Origin of the sequence: Alloyangia pacifica (assembly GCF_900116195.1) — a bacterium.
Taxonomy (GTDB): domain Bacteria; phylum Pseudomonadota; class Alphaproteobacteria; order Rhodobacterales; family Rhodobacteraceae; genus Salipiger; species Salipiger pacificus.
Genome location: NZ_FOZW01000002.1, coordinates 107802 through 125613, shown reverse-complemented (window position 1 = coordinate 125613; position 17812 = coordinate 107802). Strand labels below are relative to the sequence as shown.

At 63.6% G+C, this 17812-nt stretch carries 20 protein-coding genes; all 20 read right to left on the bottom strand.

Annotation, left to right across the window (positions count from 1 at the left end; genetic code table 11):
* Positions 1 to 2: 2 nt before the first annotated feature.
* The 20 genes from BM397_RS05045 to BM397_RS04955 all read right to left on the bottom strand — a co-directional run bounded on the left by BM397_RS05045 (position 3) and on the right by BM397_RS04955 (position 17803).
* The gene (locus BM397_RS05045) at positions 3 to 350 is read right to left on the bottom strand and encodes a DUF1353 domain-containing protein (protein ID WP_092419214.1); all 348 of its coding nucleotides are present in this window, start codon (positions 348 to 350) and stop codon (positions 3 to 5) included.
* Positions 347 to 868 carry a DUF4376 domain-containing protein gene (locus BM397_RS05040; RefSeq protein WP_092419212.1) on the bottom strand — a complete coding sequence of 174 codons (522 nt, stop codon included), beginning with the start codon at positions 866 to 868 and terminating at the stop codon, positions 347 to 349. The genes BM397_RS05045 and BM397_RS05040 overlap by 4 nt, the downstream gene beginning before the upstream one ends.
* Positions 868 to 2181: a hypothetical protein gene (locus BM397_RS05035; RefSeq protein WP_092419209.1), complete on the bottom strand. Its 1314-nt coding sequence runs from the start codon at positions 2179 to 2181 to the stop codon at positions 868 to 870. The genes BM397_RS05040 and BM397_RS05035 overlap by 1 nt, the downstream gene beginning before the upstream one ends.
* Positions 2178 to 5795, bottom strand: a complete 3618-nt coding sequence (gene gpJ, locus BM397_RS05030; RefSeq protein WP_143015322.1) for a TipJ family phage tail tip protein — start codon at positions 5793 to 5795, stop codon at positions 2178 to 2180. The genes BM397_RS05035 and gpJ overlap by 4 nt, the downstream gene beginning before the upstream one ends.
* Entirely contained in the window at positions 5788 to 6189 is a 402-nt protein-coding gene (locus BM397_RS05025; protein WP_092419203.1) for an NlpC/P60 family protein, read from the bottom strand. The genes gpJ and BM397_RS05025 overlap by 8 nt, the downstream gene beginning before the upstream one ends.
* Entirely contained in the window at positions 6189 to 6662 is a 474-nt protein-coding gene (locus BM397_RS05020; protein ID WP_092419200.1) for a hypothetical protein, read from the bottom strand. Before BM397_RS05020 ends, BM397_RS05025 begins: the two co-directional genes overlap by 1 nt.
* On the bottom strand, positions 6662 to 7027 hold the full coding sequence (locus tag BM397_RS05015; protein ID WP_143015321.1) for a hypothetical protein: 366 nt from the start codon (positions 7025 to 7027) through the stop codon (positions 6662 to 6664). Before BM397_RS05015 ends, BM397_RS05020 begins: the two co-directional genes overlap by 1 nt.
* Positions 7028 to 7031: 4 nt before the next feature.
* Positions 7032 to 9089, bottom strand: a complete 2058-nt coding sequence (locus BM397_RS05010; RefSeq protein ID WP_092419194.1) for a phage tail tape measure protein — start codon at positions 9087 to 9089, stop codon at positions 7032 to 7034.
* 276 nt (positions 9090 to 9365) lie between these two features.
* Positions 9366 to 9707 (bottom strand): hypothetical protein, encoded by a 342-nt coding sequence (locus tag BM397_RS05005; RefSeq protein ID WP_092419192.1) that lies wholly within the window; start codon positions 9705 to 9707, stop codon positions 9366 to 9368.
* Entirely contained in the window at positions 9704 to 10144 is a 441-nt protein-coding gene (locus BM397_RS05000; protein ID WP_092419190.1) for a phage tail protein, read from the bottom strand. The genes BM397_RS05005 and BM397_RS05000 overlap by 4 nt, the downstream gene beginning before the upstream one ends.
* 47 nt (positions 10145 to 10191) lie before the next feature.
* A complete protein-coding gene (locus BM397_RS04995) occupies positions 10192 to 10548 on the bottom strand; it encodes a hypothetical protein (RefSeq protein WP_256218738.1) in 357 nt (118 codons plus the stop codon).
* Positions 10545 to 11024, bottom strand: a complete 480-nt coding sequence (locus BM397_RS04990) for a hypothetical protein (RefSeq protein ID WP_092419188.1) — start codon at positions 11022 to 11024, stop codon at positions 10545 to 10547. The genes BM397_RS04995 and BM397_RS04990 overlap by 4 nt, the downstream gene beginning before the upstream one ends.
* Positions 11021 to 11425, bottom strand: coding sequence for a phage head completion protein (locus BM397_RS04985; protein WP_256218737.1), 405 nt, complete (start codon positions 11423 to 11425; stop codon positions 11021 to 11023). The genes BM397_RS04990 and BM397_RS04985 overlap by 4 nt, the downstream gene beginning before the upstream one ends.
* Positions 11422 to 11979, bottom strand: a complete 558-nt coding sequence (locus BM397_RS04980) for a head-tail connector protein (protein WP_092419184.1) — start codon at positions 11977 to 11979, stop codon at positions 11422 to 11424. Before BM397_RS04980 ends, BM397_RS04985 begins: the two co-directional genes overlap by 4 nt.
* A gap of 3 nt (positions 11980 to 11982) precedes the next feature.
* The gene (locus BM397_RS29620) at positions 11983 to 12114 is read right to left on the bottom strand and encodes a hypothetical protein (protein ID WP_256218736.1); all 132 of its coding nucleotides are present in this window, start codon (positions 12112 to 12114) and stop codon (positions 11983 to 11985) included.
* A gap of 69 nt (positions 12115 to 12183) precedes the next feature.
* Entirely contained in the window at positions 12184 to 13419 is a 1236-nt protein-coding gene (locus BM397_RS04975) for a phage major capsid protein (RefSeq protein ID WP_092420534.1), read from the bottom strand.
* Between the two features lie 11 nt (positions 13420 to 13430).
* Positions 13431 to 14267: a head maturation protease, ClpP-related gene (locus tag BM397_RS04970; protein ID WP_092419182.1), complete on the bottom strand. Its 837-nt coding sequence runs from the start codon at positions 14265 to 14267 to the stop codon at positions 13431 to 13433.
* Positions 14267 to 15544 carry a phage portal protein gene (locus BM397_RS04965; RefSeq protein ID WP_092419180.1) on the bottom strand — a complete coding sequence of 426 codons (1278 nt, stop codon included), beginning with the start codon at positions 15542 to 15544 and terminating at the stop codon, positions 14267 to 14269. The genes BM397_RS04970 and BM397_RS04965 overlap by 1 nt, the downstream gene beginning before the upstream one ends.
* Before the next feature lie 10 nt (positions 15545 to 15554).
* Positions 15555 to 17279, bottom strand: a complete 1725-nt coding sequence (locus BM397_RS04960) for a terminase large subunit (protein WP_092419177.1) — start codon at positions 17277 to 17279, stop codon at positions 15555 to 15557.
* Complete coding sequence (locus BM397_RS04955; RefSeq protein ID WP_092419175.1) at positions 17279 to 17803, bottom strand: hypothetical protein; 525 nt, start codon at positions 17801 to 17803, stop codon at positions 17279 to 17281. Before BM397_RS04955 ends, BM397_RS04960 begins: the two co-directional genes overlap by 1 nt.
* Positions 17804 to 17812: the final 9 nt, after the last annotated feature.

The following is a 17812-nucleotide window of genomic DNA, read 5'->3' as shown; positions in this document are numbered from 1 at the left end:
CCTCACTGGAAGCGGTAGAGCATGACCGCCAGCGTCATGGCGAGGCGGCGCATCCGGCCGACGCCATCCGCCTTCAGCCCTGCATGAAAGAGCGCCCCGCCGCTGATACGATCCCACCCGCTTTGCAGCGTGTAGTCGTGCAGGGCCGCGGCTTTCAGGTATTCAGGCCGGTGAGGGTTTGCCGCCCACCAGAGCCAGCGCGGCACGCTGACCTCGAAGCCGAAGCCCGGCGGGACCGTCACCTGCAGGCCCGAGCCAGGGCGCCCCACGTCCCAGCTCAGGGCGTGCGTGACGCGGTAGCCGACCCCGTGGCGCTCGCACCAATCGAGGGCGTGCGTGTAGGCGCTCACGGCCAGAGCGCGTCGTCGGTGATGTCGGCGGGCAGCGGGTCCAAATCCTTGATCGCCCGAGCCGCGAAGATATGCGCCTGCTTGTGCGCCATCGCGGCCTGCCCGAAGGCGAGCATGGTCTGCGCGTCCATCTCGGTGAGACTGTTGTCCTCGGCGATCCAGGCGAAGGGCTCGGCACCGCCGTGCCAGTAGAGATCGCCGGCCTGCGCGCCGCTCACGATGGCCGCAAGCGCCGAGGTTGCCGCCCCGGCCATGTTTTCGCGATCCTCGGGCCGGGTCTGATAGAGCGCGCCATCGAAGGTGAAGCCGCCATCGATGCGGCGGTCACGCTCGGCATCAACAGAGGCCGCCGTGGTCGCCGGGGCTTCATAGGGCGCGATCGTGTTGCCCGCCGCCTCCCACGCAGCAAGAGCTGCGCGGTGCCGGTTTTCCATATCGTCGGGGATATTGAGTTCCTCACCGTCAACGACGGCAAGGATTGTTCCGACACTTGTGAAGTTTGCTTCTGTGATTTCCATCAGATGAGCCTCGCATTAAGCCGCACATTGAACCTGTAGTCGGACGCACCACCTGCGGCGGAACCGCCGTAATCGATCTGCATGGAATAAGAGGACACCCCATACACGTTGATCGATTGCATGTTGATAGCGTCAAGTTGGTCAATAACCACAGTCGGGGTTGCCCTCATTGCCTGAGGCATCGGAAGGATCTGACCAACAACCTCACCAGCAATGGCCTGATCCCAGCGCAGTCTGTGCGTGTGGACTTGATAGTATCTCTGGCATCGCAGCAGCTCGTTGTTATAGCCAATCCAGTCTTGACCAACCGGAGCACCAACAGAGAGACGAACATTCTCAATGCGGTATTGATTGCCGTTTGTCTCAGTGCCGTTGGCCTGATTTGCAGTCACCAGGAAGTTACCACCAGCCCATGCATCGGCAGCGGTTTCGAAGTTTGCTCCGCCGGCTACGCAGAAGCGAAGCCGGGTACCAATACCTTGGTTTTTCAGCCACGTGCCTGCCGTATCCCCAGGCACTTCTACTTCAAAGTCGACCCAGGTGTCTGCGATGCAGTCGACCTCAAAAACATACGAGCGGGAGTTGTCGGAATTGCAGAGGGAAACGCAGTAGACCCCCGTAGTTGGGGCCATAACGCGCCCAGCAATCCACACAGGCTTTGCATTTGCCGTTCCCCAAAGTGCATCTGCCAGGTCGTTGCCCTCTACCGCAGTCTCAATAGCAGCGTAGGCACCGGCTGCGAGACTCGGATCGCTCCCAGTAGTGACCGCATACCGCAGAGAGTAGGGAACACTGTCCCCCGTTACCCGGCTCAGCGTTTGCGTGGTCACATCATTGGAGTGCGAAAGAACCCATCCCTCGACGACATGGCGAGCATCCGCAGTCACGCCGGTGTTCTGCGCCTGGAAGTCAACGTAGAACAGGGGGTTTATCAGGCGATTTCTCAGACCCGACAGAAGCCCCGGAACCGCAGCCCACGCGCCATCGCGGTAAACAAGCTGGTCGTTCTTGGTCGGCGACAGTCCAGCAATGGCCGCGAGGTCCGGGTCATAGCTGTCCGCGAGGTTCCAGGAGATCACGTGTGTAACTGGATCGACCGTCGCGAGCTGCACATCCTGCGCCCCATCGTAGAAATACAGTACCCAGGGGCTGCCATCGTTTTTGAGCCAAGCGGTGCCGGCTTTAGCATAGGGCGGACGGACCGCGCCGGAGTGCATCGTGAGAAGCGCGTCAGACCGATCATCGGTCTGCGTTGCGAAGGCCGATCCGCTCGTGGTCGAGGGCGGCGTATTGGTGACGAAGTTCTGGCTCATGTGCCCAGCTCCCTGCCGTAGCCGATAGCCTGCCAATCGAAGGTGCGACTGACAGCCGTTCCGGCCTGATTTCTGAAAGTGACGGTGAAGCCCTCCCGGCTTTTCCCGGTGATCTCTTGGTAGTCGCCCGCCTGCATGTCTTGAGCGGTCACGGTGATGGATGGCGTGGCCGTGAAGGCGGGCGAAAAGGTGATCGGTTTTGCGCCAGCGCCCGAGGTGATCTCATCCCCGCGCGCCACGCGATCTGGAACATCGATCGAAACCGTCAGGGCCTCGATCGATGGCGACACAGCCGGGTCGGTGGTTTCCAGGACAGCCCGAAAATCGAGGTGCCGCGCGGTGATCTCGCCGGGCCGGAATGTCTGCCACTCCGACCAGGTGAAGCCGCTGGCCACATCCTCGCGGCTATAGCGCATCTGCACCTCGACCGAATATTCATCGCCGGTCACGCCGCCGGTGAGGTCAGCGAGATCGGAGAGGTTTGCCCAATCGGAGACAAGCGCCCGGTAGCTCGCGACCTCGATGCGAATGTCGAAATCCGCATGCACGGTATAGACCCCTGTCAGATCGAAGGGCTCCGACAGGGTGTAGGTGCCCACGGGATTGAGAGGCGTGTCGTTGCCGTAGGGTCGAAGCAGGTTTTCCACCTCGTCCAGCGTGGCCCAGTCTGCCATGACCGCCGAGCCGTCGAGCTGTAGACCGCCATCAAGGAAGGTCACCCCATCCCGCACGCCGGCGAAGTCCGGCGCATCGCTCAGCACAGCAATGACGTTGGTCAGCGCCGGGTCGGAGATCGCGCTCGACAGATAGAGTGCCTCGACCGACCTAATACCCAGCGCGTCAAACGGCTTGATGGCGTAGCTGCCCACCGTCGATGGCGCCATGATCGACCGCGCCGCGCGGGGCACGTTGTCCGCCACGCGGCTCATGATCCGCCAATCCGTCACGCCCTGATCCGGGTGATAGCGGATTTCATAGCCCACCACGTCGCCGACGATCGCGGGATAGGTCCACTCGAGATAGACTTGGCTGCCGTTGGCGCTGGTGCGGAAGGTCGCAACGGCGGGCGGCGGGGCCGCTAGGCCAGTGACCACATGCCCGCTGACCAGCGCCGCCTCAGAGGTGCGAAATTCGGCATCCTGCGCGACCAGCTGGATATCGTAGGACCGGCGCGCGGTCACCCCCGAGATCCGAACCTCCCCCGCCAGCGCGCTCACGATCTCCGATCTCCATTCGTCCGCACCGGTCTCGCGCCAGGAGACAAGCATGTACTGCGTGCGGGTCACGCGCGCGTTGCCCGCCGGGGCGAAGCCCGGATCGAAATAGACCAGGATCGCGGGTTGCACGTCGCCCGTTGCCGATCGCGGCAGGGCGCGCTCATCGGACACAACGCCCACGATGCGCGGCTGCACCGGCCCGACCTTGGAAAACCCTACCGGCTCGCTCAGGTTGCTCTCGTGCACGCCCTGGTCGATGGCCTCGTAGAGCTCGGGCACATAGGGCAGCAGCGCGATATTCGCCTGCAGATCATCGCCGCGTTCAATGTCCGAGATCACGCAAAGGCGGCTTTCGCTCCCCACCTGGCCGAACATGAACAGATCGCCGGGATTGAGGCCCGCGGCGTTCGACACCTCGAATTGCGCGGTAGTGCCGGTGCCCGCGGCCGTGAGCAAAAGCATTTGCGCATCGCGGGTCCGCACCCGCACGTTGTAGGCGATGCCGGCCTCGAAGGTGACCGGCTCATCGACTGTCAGCGTGGTGCCGTCAACCGCCTTGATGCGCCCCGCCACGTCACCGACAAGCGCCGCATCGTGGCTGAAAGCCACCAGGTCACCGCGGCGCGCGAGCAGGTGCTCGAAATCCATGCTGACTTGGTACGGCTCGGCCCGCAGGATGCGCGACAGGAGCAGGAACCGGCCCATGAGCTGCCCCTGCGCCGCCGTCGAGATGCCCTCGGGGTTCACCACCTCGTAGAGCGTGGCATTGGCGGCCGAGTAACCCTCGGCGTAGACGATCACCTCGTCATCGGCATAGTCCTTGCTGCGGTTGCGGAACTGAACCCGCAGCGCTTGCAGCTCCTCGGGCGCGTTGATCTGGCCCGCGAAGCCCCAGGAGTTGCGCGGCGTGATGGCCTGCACAACGGTGTCTCGCGCCCGGTCGATCACCACGCCGAACTTGTCGTCATACATCGTCGGGCTGGCAAAGCCTGCGGTGGCGATGGCACCCAGCACCGCCGACACGCTCTGACGGTCGAGATAATTCTCATAGGTGAGCCCAAGCGCGGCGCAGTGCTCATACCATTCGCCGAGGTTGTGGTCGGCCACATTGGCGGCGGTCACCGGCCGCGCATTGGATGGCCCGGTCAGCACGTCACGATAGAGCGCGGCCGGGTTGGCGCTGAACCCCCGCTGCGACCAGTCGACACCATTCCAGATCGGGATCTGCCGCTCGACGATGGCGTTGAGCTCGTCAATCGCACCATTGAGCTGGTCACTCGCCTTGATGACCAGAGCGGTTTTGGCGATGCCAGGCGCATTGACCGGGGCCTCATGGCGGAAGCTGCGCAGCGCGGTCAGGACACCATCGTCGCTGCGCCCCTTATCGCCTGGCGCCATGTTGACCAGGACGCGCACCTCATACTGCGCCCGCGCGCCGGGGCGCGCGTTTGCCGCCAGGCGCACCAGGTCGGTGCGCTCCCATTCGCCGGAGATGTAGTAAAAGGTCGTCCAGGCCGCGGTGCCTGCCTTGCGATACTGCGCAGTCACGTTGAAACTCAGGTCGCCTTGCGCGCCTTCGTCGGTGATCTCATAGATGCCGCTCGGAAAGGTGATCGTGACCCCGAACTCATCGGTGTCCGGCTCGGTGGTCCGCGTCACCCATTGGTGCGTGCAGTTGACGTTGAGGCTCTGTTGCGCGGCATCGCTCGGATAGAGACCAAGCCCGGAATATCCATTGAGGTCATGCTCGATTTCGACGCCCTGAAAGCTCGAAATCGGCGTGTTGCCGATCCGGATATCGGATAGGCGTACCGGCCCGCGACCCCAGAGGAACACCATGCGCAGATACTGATCGACCCCGCGCACCTCGGTGTAAGGGACAGCGCCATATGGGGGCGTAACCCGCATGCGGCCCATGACAATCGGGATTGCTCCCCATTGCACCAACCTGTTTTGCGCGCCGCTCAGAGAGTAACGCTGCGGGCCGGACGAATTGCCGATTTCCGGCTGATCCGGAGACATGAAGCTGTTGGCGATCGCTTGAATGCCGAAGGTCACCGCGAGGCCAACCGCTTGCGCCAGAAGCCCGCCGCCGAGGAAGGTAAGGCCGGAAACCCAGCTCCCCGCCACGCTCGCGAAGATCGCGATTGCCCCTTCAATGCCCGGCACCGCCTTGAGGTAGAGCGCGACCCCCGCCGCCGGATAGGTGGCCTCCCAGGTCTCGCGCGCCAGGTGCGCCTCGCTGTCGAACACCTCGATCAGCTCGACATCCATGCCATAGGCGCGCGCAAGGTCATCCATTGCCCAGGCGAGCGAGGTGCCGACCGGGTACTGATGGACCGAGGCGCCCGGCAGGAGCGGGTCTTCGATCATGCGGATGGAGAAAGTCTCAGACAAAGCGGTACGCCTGTATCCAGCGCCATGGCGCGCGCCGAAGGTCTTCGACGATTGCGCCCGTGGTGATTGAGGTATGGAGAACGTGGTGGCGGCCCGTCAGAACACCGCAGTGCAGCCGCGTGACCTTGCCCGCGCGAAAGCCCTTCATATGCAGCACGTCGCCGGCCTGCACCTCCGCGGGCGCGACTGGCACAACCCGCGCACCGGCAAAGAAGGTCGATGCCATCAGCTCCTTGCCGGCCTGCACCATCGCCACCGGCTCATCATGGCGCGGCACGTCGCGGCCGAACACCTCGCGTTGCACCAGCCACAAGAGGCCCCAGCAACAGGCCCCGGTGCGGTCATAGCCGCGATCGAGGTACGGGATGCCGACGAACCCGGCCGACCAATGCATCAGAACACCCCCGGCACGGCGCCCGGCGTAAAGCTCTCTGCGGGATAAGGCTCGTTCTGATAGCTTCGGAAGGTCAGCTTGCAGCTGATATTCTCGAGGTCATAGCGCCATTCGGCCGCATCAAGATTGGTGTACTGCGCCCCGATGATGTCCGGCTCATCCCGCGCTACGATCTGGATCATGACCTTCGCGCGCGTGCCGCTCGCCGCCGCGGTGCGGGCGTAGGCCAGCACTTTGCGCGAGACATTTGCGGCGCGCAGGGTCATCACCGGTTGATCGTCGGGCTTGTCGGCCATCAGCACCACCGAGAAAGGGTAGGCCTCGAAGAGGTTTCCGCCGCTGGTCAGCGCTTGCGTGTCGTTGACCAGGCGCCGCGTCCCGGCAATCGGGTGCGTGAAGGTCACCAGGGCGAGCACCAGCTCGCCCGTCTGCTGCGCGGTCGCGGCGCGGATGAGGGTTTGGGAAAGCGCCATTAGGGCAAGATCTCCAAAGGCAGAGACACGCTCCACAGATCGGCCGTCAGCGTCTCGCCATCGGCGCGCAGCGCCGCGCCGGACGGCGGGCCGTTAAAGCGCCAGGTCGCGCTTGCGCCGGTCTGCGGATCGATCTGCTCAAAGGTCAGGCTGCCGCCCGCAAGCGTGGTGTAGTAGAACGCCTTGAGCGCGGCATATTGAGCCGCCGTCAGCACCGCGCTCGCAGCGATCGCGCGCGAGACCGCCGAAAAGCGCGGCCGCTGCTTGGCCGCCCCGGCACTCATCGCGGTGCGAATTGTCCCGTCCTGCGGCACTTCCGTGAAGCCGAGGGCGATCCACGGCACATTATCCGGCCAATTTGCCATGGTCTTACCTCGGGCTCAGGCGCTGTTGCGCGGTGGTGGTGCTGCGCAGATCGCGCGCCAGGCCGCGCCCGTCGCGCACGTCTGCGCGCATCTTGGCCTCGGTGGCCTGCGCGCCCTGCGCGACAACGGCGCCCACCTCAGTCATGATCTGGCCGCCATCGGTCAGCGTGAGGCCACCGCCGACCAAGGCGACCTCGACACGTTGCGTGCCGCCGCCCTGCATCATCGCGGCGGTGTCCTTGCGCGAGGTGATCACGGCCGGGCCGCGCACCAGCTCCGGCCCAAGCTCGCCGACGATTCCGAACTGTCCGGAGGGGATGCGGCCGCCCTTGTCGAAGAGGCCGGCGAAGGCGGAGCCGATGCTGCTCAGCCAGCCGCCCGAGCCGCCATCTTTTCCAGCCTTCAAATCCCCGAATAGGGAGGCGAAAATGTCGCTGACGCCGGAGGCGATGTAGTCATTCGCGATCCGCTGGAACACATTGCCCATGGCCTCGCCGAAATTCTGCCCCTGGGTGATCGCACCCGCCACGGCGTTCCCAATATCGTCGTAGAAGGAAGCGATCTTCGCCCCCTCCGTCTCGATGGCCTCGGGCGTCTCGGTGACAACGTCCTTCAATCTGCCGCCAGCTGCGGTTGCCGAATCCATGCTGTCGATGATCGACTGCATGGCACCCGTCGCGGCGCTGGTGTCCACATCGAGCACCGCTGCGTTGCTGCCGGGCGCACCCGATTGGTTGATCGCGCGATAGGCCTCTTGCCGTTGGGTTGCCACCTCTTCGAGGGCGGCGAGCGCGGCCTCCAGCGCTTCCTGATCCTTGGCGATCTCGGCATTCAGCGTTCTTCTGTTCTGATTGCGGCCAGCGATATTCGGGTTGGCTTCCCGAGACGCCAGGAGCGCCTTGCTCTTTGCCAGCTCGGCGCGGGCGGCATCGACCGCGCTCGCCGCCAATTGATAGTTGGCGTTGGCGATATCTATGGCCGATTGCGCCGCGCCCGGGGCGCCCGCCGTGACCAGTGCCAGAGCATCGGCCAATTTCGCCGTACCCTCTGCCGCGTCATAGCTCGCGACCTCGGCCTCACCTGCATTCGTGCCGAACAGGACGAACCCGGCGGCGGCAGCGCCGATCAGGGCCGAGATGATGCCCACCGGGCCGGAGAGAACAGCCAGCGCGGCTGTGACGGCACTGATGGCGAGCGCCAGGGGCCCAAGGGCCGCCGCCACCGCCGTCGCAATGCCGATCATCTGTTTCACCTCCGGCGAGAGGTTGCCGAACCATTCGGTGGCCTCACTGACCTTTTCGGCGATCCACTCCATGGCGGGCGCGAGGGCAGCCATGATCTGGTTTGCCAGCCCGCTCAGAGCGTTGCCGGCATCGCGCATGGCACTGCGGGTTCTCAGCAACGCCGCGATCGTCGACTCGCCCATGATGGCGCCGGCCTTCTGCGCGCTATCCCCGAGCCGCTGCATTTCCTTTCCGTTTTCACGCATGAGGGGCAGCAGCAGAGTCGCGTCCGAGGCAAGGGCCTCCATGTAGAAGGTCATCTCCTGCTGACCGACACCCGCCTTTTCGAGGGACGAGACATAGAGCTGCAGCGCATCCGGCCCGCTCAGGTTCTTGAACTGCTCCGCCGTGACGCCGACCTGCGGAGCAATATTCTCGAAGAAGTCGGCCAATGGGCCGCCGCCTGTGGTCAGGAAATCACCGATCTTGTCGTTGGTGTCTTTCAGAATGTCGGCGAGCTTATCCTGCTCGATCCCCACGGTTCTCGCGCCAGCCGCAAAGCGCTGCAGCTCCGTCGCGCTGGCATTCGCGACCTGCGAAAGGCGTTCGATCTCCACCGCGTTATCGATCGTGGCATGTCCCATCAGGCCCAATGCACCAATCACGGGCGCCGTCACCCGCGTTGACATGGTACGGCCAATGTCGCCCATCTTGTCAGCGGTCTTGCTGAAAGAGCGCTGCAGGCCGTTCATGCTGGCCTGCGCACGCTTAGCGCCCTTCTCGAAGGCCGCGCTATCCAGGCTCAGGAGGGCCCGCAGGACCCCGATTTCAACTGCCATTTGCCGCCCTCCTGCTCATTGCCCGCATCCAAGCCTTCGCCGCGACCCGATCAGCCTCGCCGCTAACCTCCGCGCGAGGTTCAAGGCTCGGCTCCTCGGGAAAATCGTTTGGCTGATGCACCGCGTAGCGGTGAAAGTGCGCCGCCTGCCAAGCGAGGCGCGCATCGCGGAGAGACGCAGCCTTGATGATGACCTGCGCCTCTCGGAATGTTGCGTTGGGCCATGCCTCGGGCGCTTCCCCGGCCAAGACCCATGCCCGAAATTGGGCGGACCAGTCTATTTGACCCGATCCGCCCCCTTCGCGTTTTTTGCTTGGCGCCCTTTCGAACTCGCCTCGGGGAATGCGGCCTCGGCCACTTCGCCCATCAGCTCGCCCGCCGCCGCGAGGCCAATCTCATCGATCGCCCACTGCGCCCAGGCCAAATCCCGACCGGAGCCATTGTCCGCGCACGCCGACAAGAGCCGCACCACTGTGCCGACCCGAAAACCAGCCTTCAGGCCTTTCATCGCGTCAACGATGCCTGCCCCGAGCGCGTCCTCGATTTCCATCATCGCGCGCGTGGTCATGCGGAACGTCTCAGACGTTCCGCCGATCTGCTTGGTTACTCCGCTGATCATGCCGTGGTGGCCTCAGTGAAGCTCGGTGCGCCGCTGATACGAACCGCGAGGTTCATAGAGATGATGTTACCCACCTCATCGGTGTTGAGCTCGGGGGTGACGTACCCCTCAAACTCGAAGATATCGCCGGTGGTCTGCCCCTCCTCCAGCGGCATGGTGGTCTTGAAATAAACCAAGGTGCGGTTGGTCATGTGGTCGAAGGCCGCAGCATAGCCCGCCGACGAATAGCCGCACGGAATGCTGATCGAGCCCGCGTCTTTCAGGCCCGGCACGAACTCGCGGAAACCGCCGGGGCTCCCGAGGTGTGTGGCGTCCTGATACTCGACTTCCACCGTGGGAACCGCGATCCCCTTGGCCTCGGGAATATTTTCCCAGGTGCTGCCATCGGTTCCCCACTCGGACGTGGCACCGTAGACAATGCGCTGCTTGGTCGCCATGGCGATCTCCTTGTTTCAGCGTTGAGTGATTGCCGGCTGCCCGGCGTCTAGTCGCGATGCCTGACCGCGAATGTGAGGGAGACCCGCTGCAGAAGCTGCGTGTCATCCTCGAACCCGTCCCGCACCGCCTCGAGGAAAATCCCGAGGATCGGTCCGCCGCGGTAACCCTCCAGCACAGACCGGATTTCAGACTCCGCGGCATGGGCGTCCTCGACGGTCGCGCCGTAGCAGTCGATCTGCACGCGTGTCTGCATGAGGCCGGTGCCCTGCAGGTGCATGTCCCGCGCGCCGCTGGTACGGAAGATCGACGCGCGCGGCAGACCCACGCCAGAGCCGAGGCTGCCCCACGCGACGGTGAAACTGACCGCGCCTGAAAGCAGCGCATAGAGGTGTTCTTGCATCATCCCCTCGACGCCCGCTTCGCGCGCCGGTCCATCGTTTTCTCAATCTCACCCCAGAGCCGCGCACCCAGACCCTCGAGCATGCTCTGCTTGTGCATGTCCCACGCCGGTTGAAGCATGGGCTGAGGCGCCACCGAGCCGGTGAAACGCCCTTTCTTCTGAAACCGCGGGCCGGTACCGAATTCGATAAGGTGCGCTTCTGGCGTCCCGTTCCGGCCGCCAGGGGAGCCGACAAACAAATTCGTCACGCTCCGGCCCGTTGGCACGGCGCTGGCACCTCTTTGCCCCTTGCTGAGGCGCGAGCCGATGCGGAAAACATCGTCACTCGAGCCCGGCCAAAACGCATTCGCGGTGGCAGCCACAGGTTTCAGCTCATCGCGCATCGCCCGCCGTGCCACACCCTTCGCCGCGCCCGCAGGCAGTCGCGCCAGAGCCTTCTCGATTTCGCGAAAGCCGGACATCTTCATGGAGATGCTCACGACACCACCTCCCCCTCTACGGTCAGATAAACCCACTGCCGGTCGGTGATCGCGTCGACATCCTTCACATCCCAGCGGTTTCCCGGCAGGACATCTTCGCCGACACCGGACGGCAGCCCGCGGCGCATGTCGCGCATCCGGTAATCCGTCGTGATCGACCGTGTCGCGGCACAGGAGCGAACCTTGATCTTGAAGACGCGCCGCCCCGCGAGACGCGCGGCCTGCACCGCCTCATCGCCGCGCTGATAAATCCACTCGGCTCGGCAGAGGTGCCGCTCAGTCCAAGTTGTCACAGTGCCACCGAGGCTGCCGGTCACGCCGACGTTCTCATCGAACGCAACCCGCTCCGTCAGGACGCCAGCCTTTCCAGACAGAGCCCTCTTTTCCTTCCGCCCGATCACAGGCGCGCCCACCGCCAGGGCGCAATGAGCCGATCGTACACCGGCTCTGCGATCGATATCCCTTCGCGCTCTGCAAACATGTGCGCCACCATCTGCATGATCGCCATCTTGATCGCCGACGGCACGGCGCTGGCATCACCGAAACCGCACGTGAACTGGATGCTGATCGGTGCCGGGTTTCCGGTTTCAGTTGCCGGGAACGACCAGTTGTTCGGCAGCACAACTCGGGTACCGCCCGAGGTCGCGAGGATCCGCACATTCGGCCCATCCTGCTGCTCGCCAGCCGCATCCGCGTAGGTGATTGTGACCGCGGATACGTCAGGCACCGGCAGATCAACGCAGCGCTGCCACGCGCCCATTTCGACCTGCCACGTTTGCAGGATGATCGCCCGACCCAGAACCCCTCGGAAGCCGTCGAAATGAGACACCGCGGCGTCGATCATCGCCTCAACGATCGCATCATCTTCGCTGTAGTCAACGACCGCGTGCGACTTGCACTCAGTGGCGCCCACGGGCTTCCCGGCAGGCGGGGTGATAAGGGTCGGGCGAAACATGGGTTACTTGCCCTTGCCGCCGTAGGGAACGGGATCGAGGCCGGCCTTCTTCGCCTCTTCAGCGGTCATGCCCTGACGCTTCGCCGGTTTTGCGGCTCCCGCTTTCGGCGCGGCTGCCTTGGTTTGATCAACCATGATTGGAACTCCAAGAAAATCCGAGTTAAACGGAGCGCCCTGGCGGAAGAGCCGCCAGGGCGCATATCATCAGGCAGCGGCCTGCTTCAGCACCTTGATGCCGGTCGGGTCGGTGACCGCGCCGCCGACGCGCTTGGTGGTGTAGAACAGCACCTTGGGCTTGGCGGTGAAGGGGTCGCGAAGCACGCGCACGCCCGCACGGTCCACGATCAGGTAGCCGCGGCGGAAGTTGCCGAAGGCGATACCCATGGCGCCCGCAGCCATGTCAGGCATGTCCGCCATTTCGGTCAGCGGGTACGCCAGCAGCGTCGAGGGCTGCCCTGCGACCGAGGAGGGCTGCCAGAGCTGGCGGCCATCGGCATCGCGCAGTTTGCGGATCTTGCCCATCGAAGTGCGGTTCATGGTGAAACGCGACTCCGAGGTATAGGCCGAAGGCACCGCGTAGATGAGATCGAGCAACTCGTCCTCGGTCACTGCGGTGGTCGAGGCGGCATCGAGCACCTCGATTGCGCCAAGCGGGTTCGCGGCTGCGTTCGCTCCGCCGGTGGCGAAGGACAGGAAGCCAGCGGGCTTGTTGGTGCCGTCACCCGCGACGAAGGCTGCACCTTCTTGCTTGGCAAACTCGGTCTCCACCTCACCCGCAATCCACGCCTCGAGGTCGACCTCGGCGTCATCCAGCATCCCCTGCGTCGCGCCCGGGTTCGCGTAAATTTCGCCCGGCGTGATGGTCATGGTGCCGAAGGTCGGCGTAGCGGTTTCGCCGCGGGCAGCTTCCTCGCCGACCCAGCCCGAGCCGGTTCCACGCAGGTTGAAGAGCTTGGTGAAGCCGGCCTTCGAGATGCGCTGCACCGAGGCGATCTGGCGCATCGGCGAGACCTCGACCAGCTTGTCGGTGATCGTGCGATCCCACTCAACCGGCGCCAGGTAGCCGCCCTCATCGTCCGCGCCCTTGTTCAGCGCCGCGTTGATGTCGCCTTTGCGGAAGTTCGCGAGGAAGGCCTGCGAATACTCGGCATCGACCACCTGACCAGCGCCACCGCCCTGCATGGCGATCGCGGCGAGCTGCGCGTTGGCCTGATCGACCGCGGACTGAAGCTCGCCAACGCTGGCGTCGATACGCGCGAACTTCTCGGTGGTCACCACGTCATCGAACTTCGCGCTGACCTCCTTGTCCTTTTCGGCCTGGGTGTCCTTGAACGACTGCCAGTCCTTCTGGAGATTAGCGAGGATTTTCGCCACGTCGCCGGTTTCGGCACGCACGGCGATGATCCCGCGAGCTTTCGCGGGGGTCATGTGCTTCGACATGATCATTCCTTTCAGAGTTGGAAAAGGCCCTGCGTAAGGGCTTTGAGTGCGTCAGCGTCGTGCGTGACGGTCGGGTCAGCGTCGTGCGTGACCCCCTTGACCTCGGCAAGAAGCGCACGGCGTTCCGACCTCGGCATTCCGGTTTTGGCGAGCATTGCGTCCACCCGGTTGATCGCCTTGGGCGACTTGGCCAGGTGCGCTTTCGCCTTGTCCTCGTTCACGGCGTCAGCGGGAAGAAACCCATCTGCGAGCCCCTCCTCGACCGCCTGCTCGCCGTTGAACCAGGTTTCGTTGTCCATCCACTCGGCGGCCTTGGCCTTCTTGACCCCGGCCCGGTCCGAATAGACCGTCGCCATCGCGTCATCGAAAGGCTCCATCGTGGCCGCGGCCTCGGTGAGGTCATGACGGTTGCCCATCGCGACGACCCAGGCGTTGTGAACCATCAGGAAGCCTGCCTTGCCGATCTGGATTTCGTCGCCGGCCATGGCGATCACCGAGGCAGCCGACGCGGCAATCCCGAGGATCCGCACCGTGACCTTGCGCGGGTGTGCCCGAAGCGCGTTGTAGATCGCCACGCCCTCGAAGAAGTCACCGCCCGGACTGTTGATGTCGACGAAGACTTCCTGATCTCCAATGGCACGAAGCGCAGCCGACACCCGCTTGGACGTCACGCCACCACCGGTCCAGAAATCCTCGCCGATCACGTCGAGTACCGAGATGGTGTTCTCCGACGTCTGCGCTGCCATGACCGAGGCATTCCAGCGATCGAGTGCATCCTCGTCGGGCTGGAAGGCACAGACCTCCGGCAGTCGGCCGGCGGTGATCTCGGGTAGTTTTCTCAGGCTCATCAGCTTTCCCCTTTTCCAACCAAGCCCGGCGGCGGCGGAGGTGCCTGTTCGAGCTCGTGCAAATCCATGGTCTCGCGAACTTCCTGCCACAGCATCCACGGCTGATGCCCACCAGCGCCGAGAGCCTTGGCGAAGAAGTCCGCTTGGTCCTTCATCGAGCCGCGCAGAAGCGCCCCTGCATTGAACTTTGCCTCGTAGACCTCGGCATCCTCGTCACTGAGCAGGTCGCGCTCGATCGCCTGCTCCCAAGCCTGAAACCAAGGATTCAGGGAGTAGCGCACGAAGAGCTGGCCGAGCGCGTCGATGCCAGTTCCCCAAGACGTATCGCCCATGACCAGGAGGGGCCGCGGAACACCACCGAAGGCGCGCGAAATTTCCTCGATCTGGTGGCTGCGGTTTTCGATGGTCTGGCTATCTCGGCCAGACTGGCTCACCGTCTGCAGCTCCATCCCTTCCTCGAGGATTTTCCAGTTGTGCGCGCCGCCGGCGCCTCGGTCCTCGTTCATGCTTTCCTTCAGCCGCTCGTAGGCCTCCGGAGAAAGCTGACCTTTGTGCTTGAGCGCCCCGCCGACGATCATCCCATTGCGAAAGAGCCGGGCAGCCGCGCGCTCGGCCTGCTGCGCCAACCCGATCGCTTCGGCGGCCTGCTTGACCATCGCCAATCCGGTGAGCCCGTCCTCGGACAAGCCGTTGCGCAGGTGGAACACATCTTTCTGTTGCAGCGTCAGATTGCTTCCGTCGTCACGGCGGTATTCGTAGCGAAGCGTCCAATCCGCGTTTTGCTTGACGACCACCCGCTCAGGATCAATCGGGATGAGCTGAAGAATTCGGCTACCGCTCCGCACGATCCGCGCGAAGGCGCTACCATGCTGCAGAGCACGCTGCTCCATAAGGCTCTTGAACTCGAAAGCTGTCTGCCAAGCGTTTGGGCGACGGTGCAGAAGACGATCGAGGGGATGATCCTTCGCCGCGCTTTTGTCATCCTTGCGCTGAAGATGAAGCGGCAGCATCCCGATCGAAAACGAGATGAGGGAAACGCACCGTAGGACGGTGGTGTTGCGCATCGCCGCCTTCACTGTGACCGTCGCGCCGCTCTCGGTCATTGCGCCGCCTCCCTGACGCAGAAACTCGTAGAACTGCGGATCGGTCAGGCCCGAAAACTGCGCCATTTCGCCCGCCATTGCCCGAACCTGCGACTGCGTTTCCGCTTCGTGCTCTGCAATAGCTTCGGCTGGCGCCTCCGGCTCGGAGCGGCGCAGGAGGTTCATCAAACCCATGGTTTTCCCTTCAGACAGTGCGGATGCCGCGGGTTTCGTAGACGCTCGGCCCGCCGCTAGCCGTGGGGTTCCAGCTCATCAGCATCACCGCGTTGAACAGCGCCATGAGCGGGTCGATCTTGGCGCTGCCGCTTTGCGCCTTGGTCACGATGACGGCGTTCCCGCGGGCCTCGACCTTCGCGTTTCCAACGCACCAACCCATGATCCGCTGACCACAGTGTATCATCGATCCATTCTTCAGCTTCACGGGCACGGACTTGATCGCGGCATTAAGCTTGTAGCCCTGGCTTACGGCCCGAATGTCGTCGATCGTGAAACCCTCCTCGATCAGGGCATCGACGATCTTCGCCACCCCTTCCGGGTCCATCCCAATGCCGCTGTCTTCGGGAAGAAGACCCGCAGCCTTCAACGTGAGGCACACTTCCACAATCTCCGGGATTGCCTCGAGTTCCAGATTGTCGACTAGCGTCAGATCGCCTTCCTGCTCGAGCACCTCGAGCTCGGCGGCAATGTTCTTCCGCAACTTCAGCACGTCACGGTCGGCCCACGCCTTGCCCCAATGCATCCAGACGCGAGTTTCTTTGTGTCTCCCAAGGACACCGACGCCGAGCAGGTCATCGAGGCCGCCACCATCTACCCCGACAACACATACGTCGCTTTGCTCGACGATGTCTTCGAGGGTCATCTCGGACCTCGCCGATTTGGTCCAGTAGTCGGTGCCGACCCATCTGCCGGAATGCATCCCGACGCCGATCTCGACGTTCAAGTGCTGCGAAGCAAAGAGCGCCAGCGCCTCTGGCCCTTCCCGCTCCGCCTTCCGAAGATCGTTCACCAGGTCTTCGAGGTGGACCGATCTTCCGAGGTTCGGATTCACGAGATGCCAGGTCTTCGGGTCGCGCCATGCCTCGGCCTCGGCCATCTCGCGCGGAAGCTCGTACATGACCGCGAGCATCGGCAGCGCAATCTCACCGTCGCGGACAGCTCGCGCCGTTTCCAGTTCCTTCTCGAACTGTCCCGTTGGGCGCTCCTTCGACTGCGTCGTGATCTGCAGGAAGAAACCCTCTGGTCGGGACTTCAGACCGCCTCGAAGCTCGATGAAGATGTCCGGCGCCTTGTGCTTGGAGCCGAGAACGTGGGTCTCATCCACCAGGATGTAGCAGCCCTTCGAGCCGGTCACGACATCGCCGTCGGCCGACAGGATCATGATCGCCGCTTCGGTGACCAGATGGGTGATCTGCTTCTGGTGCGTCTGCACCTTGAAGAGGCGCGACAGCTGGTCATCCAAGCGGATGATCCCGGCGGCAGTCTTGAACGCGATGCCCGCAATCTTCTGCGTCGGCGCGATAAGGTAGAGCTCGGCCTGCGGGCGCTCGTTCATGATCGCCGCCGTCACGATGATCCCCGCCGAGATCGCCGACTTGCCGTTTTTCTTGGGCACCAGCAGGAAGAACTCCCGCAACATGCGCCGCTTCGTCTCCGGATCGTAGCTGCCGAAGATCACCTCGACGAACTCGAAAACCCAGTCGTCGCAGATTTCACCGAACGTCGGTGTTCCCGGAAGGTCCGGAACCTTGAGCCGCTTGAAGATACGAAGCGCCTTCTCCGCAACCGCATCGAAGAGCGGAAGGTCGGGGATCATCGACTGACCGCCGAGGAGCCGTTCGTGCCAATCGGGGACTGCCGTGTTCCAGGCCGGATCAACACCCAGCGCGTCAAGATCGATCGCGTCGAGCATCAGTGGAACCCGCCAGGCTTCAGATCATTGCCCCAGCCCTCGCCCCCACCGGCCGCGACTTGTCCGGCGTCCCTGCGCGCCGCTTCCTTCTTGCCCAGCCGCTCACCAGCCTTCGGCCGGCGCTGCGCTTCCTTGATGTTGCTGCTCATCAGCGCGAGGTCGTTCTTCTCGACCATGCGCTGGAATTCCTTCATCGCTCCGACGTTCCCGCCGAACGCCAGCTCGGCCAGCGACATCATCTGCTTGGCGACCAGCTGGTCACGAGCCTGATCTCGGAGAGCGAGCTCGGATCTAAAATACCGCTTCAGCGTCGGTATGCTGATCTTCTTCCCGGTCCTCGGATCGACGATGCAATTCGCGATCCGCTCATTCGACCAGTTCATAGCCAGTAACATACTGACTTTATGTGAGTTTTCTTCGGTCCACTGGAACGGCGGGCGACCGCGTTTCCGGCTGACCTTGTAGACCGGATCACCCCAGAAGGTGAAACCTATGATTTCGTCCTGATTTTCTTGGTTCGACACAAAAAAAAT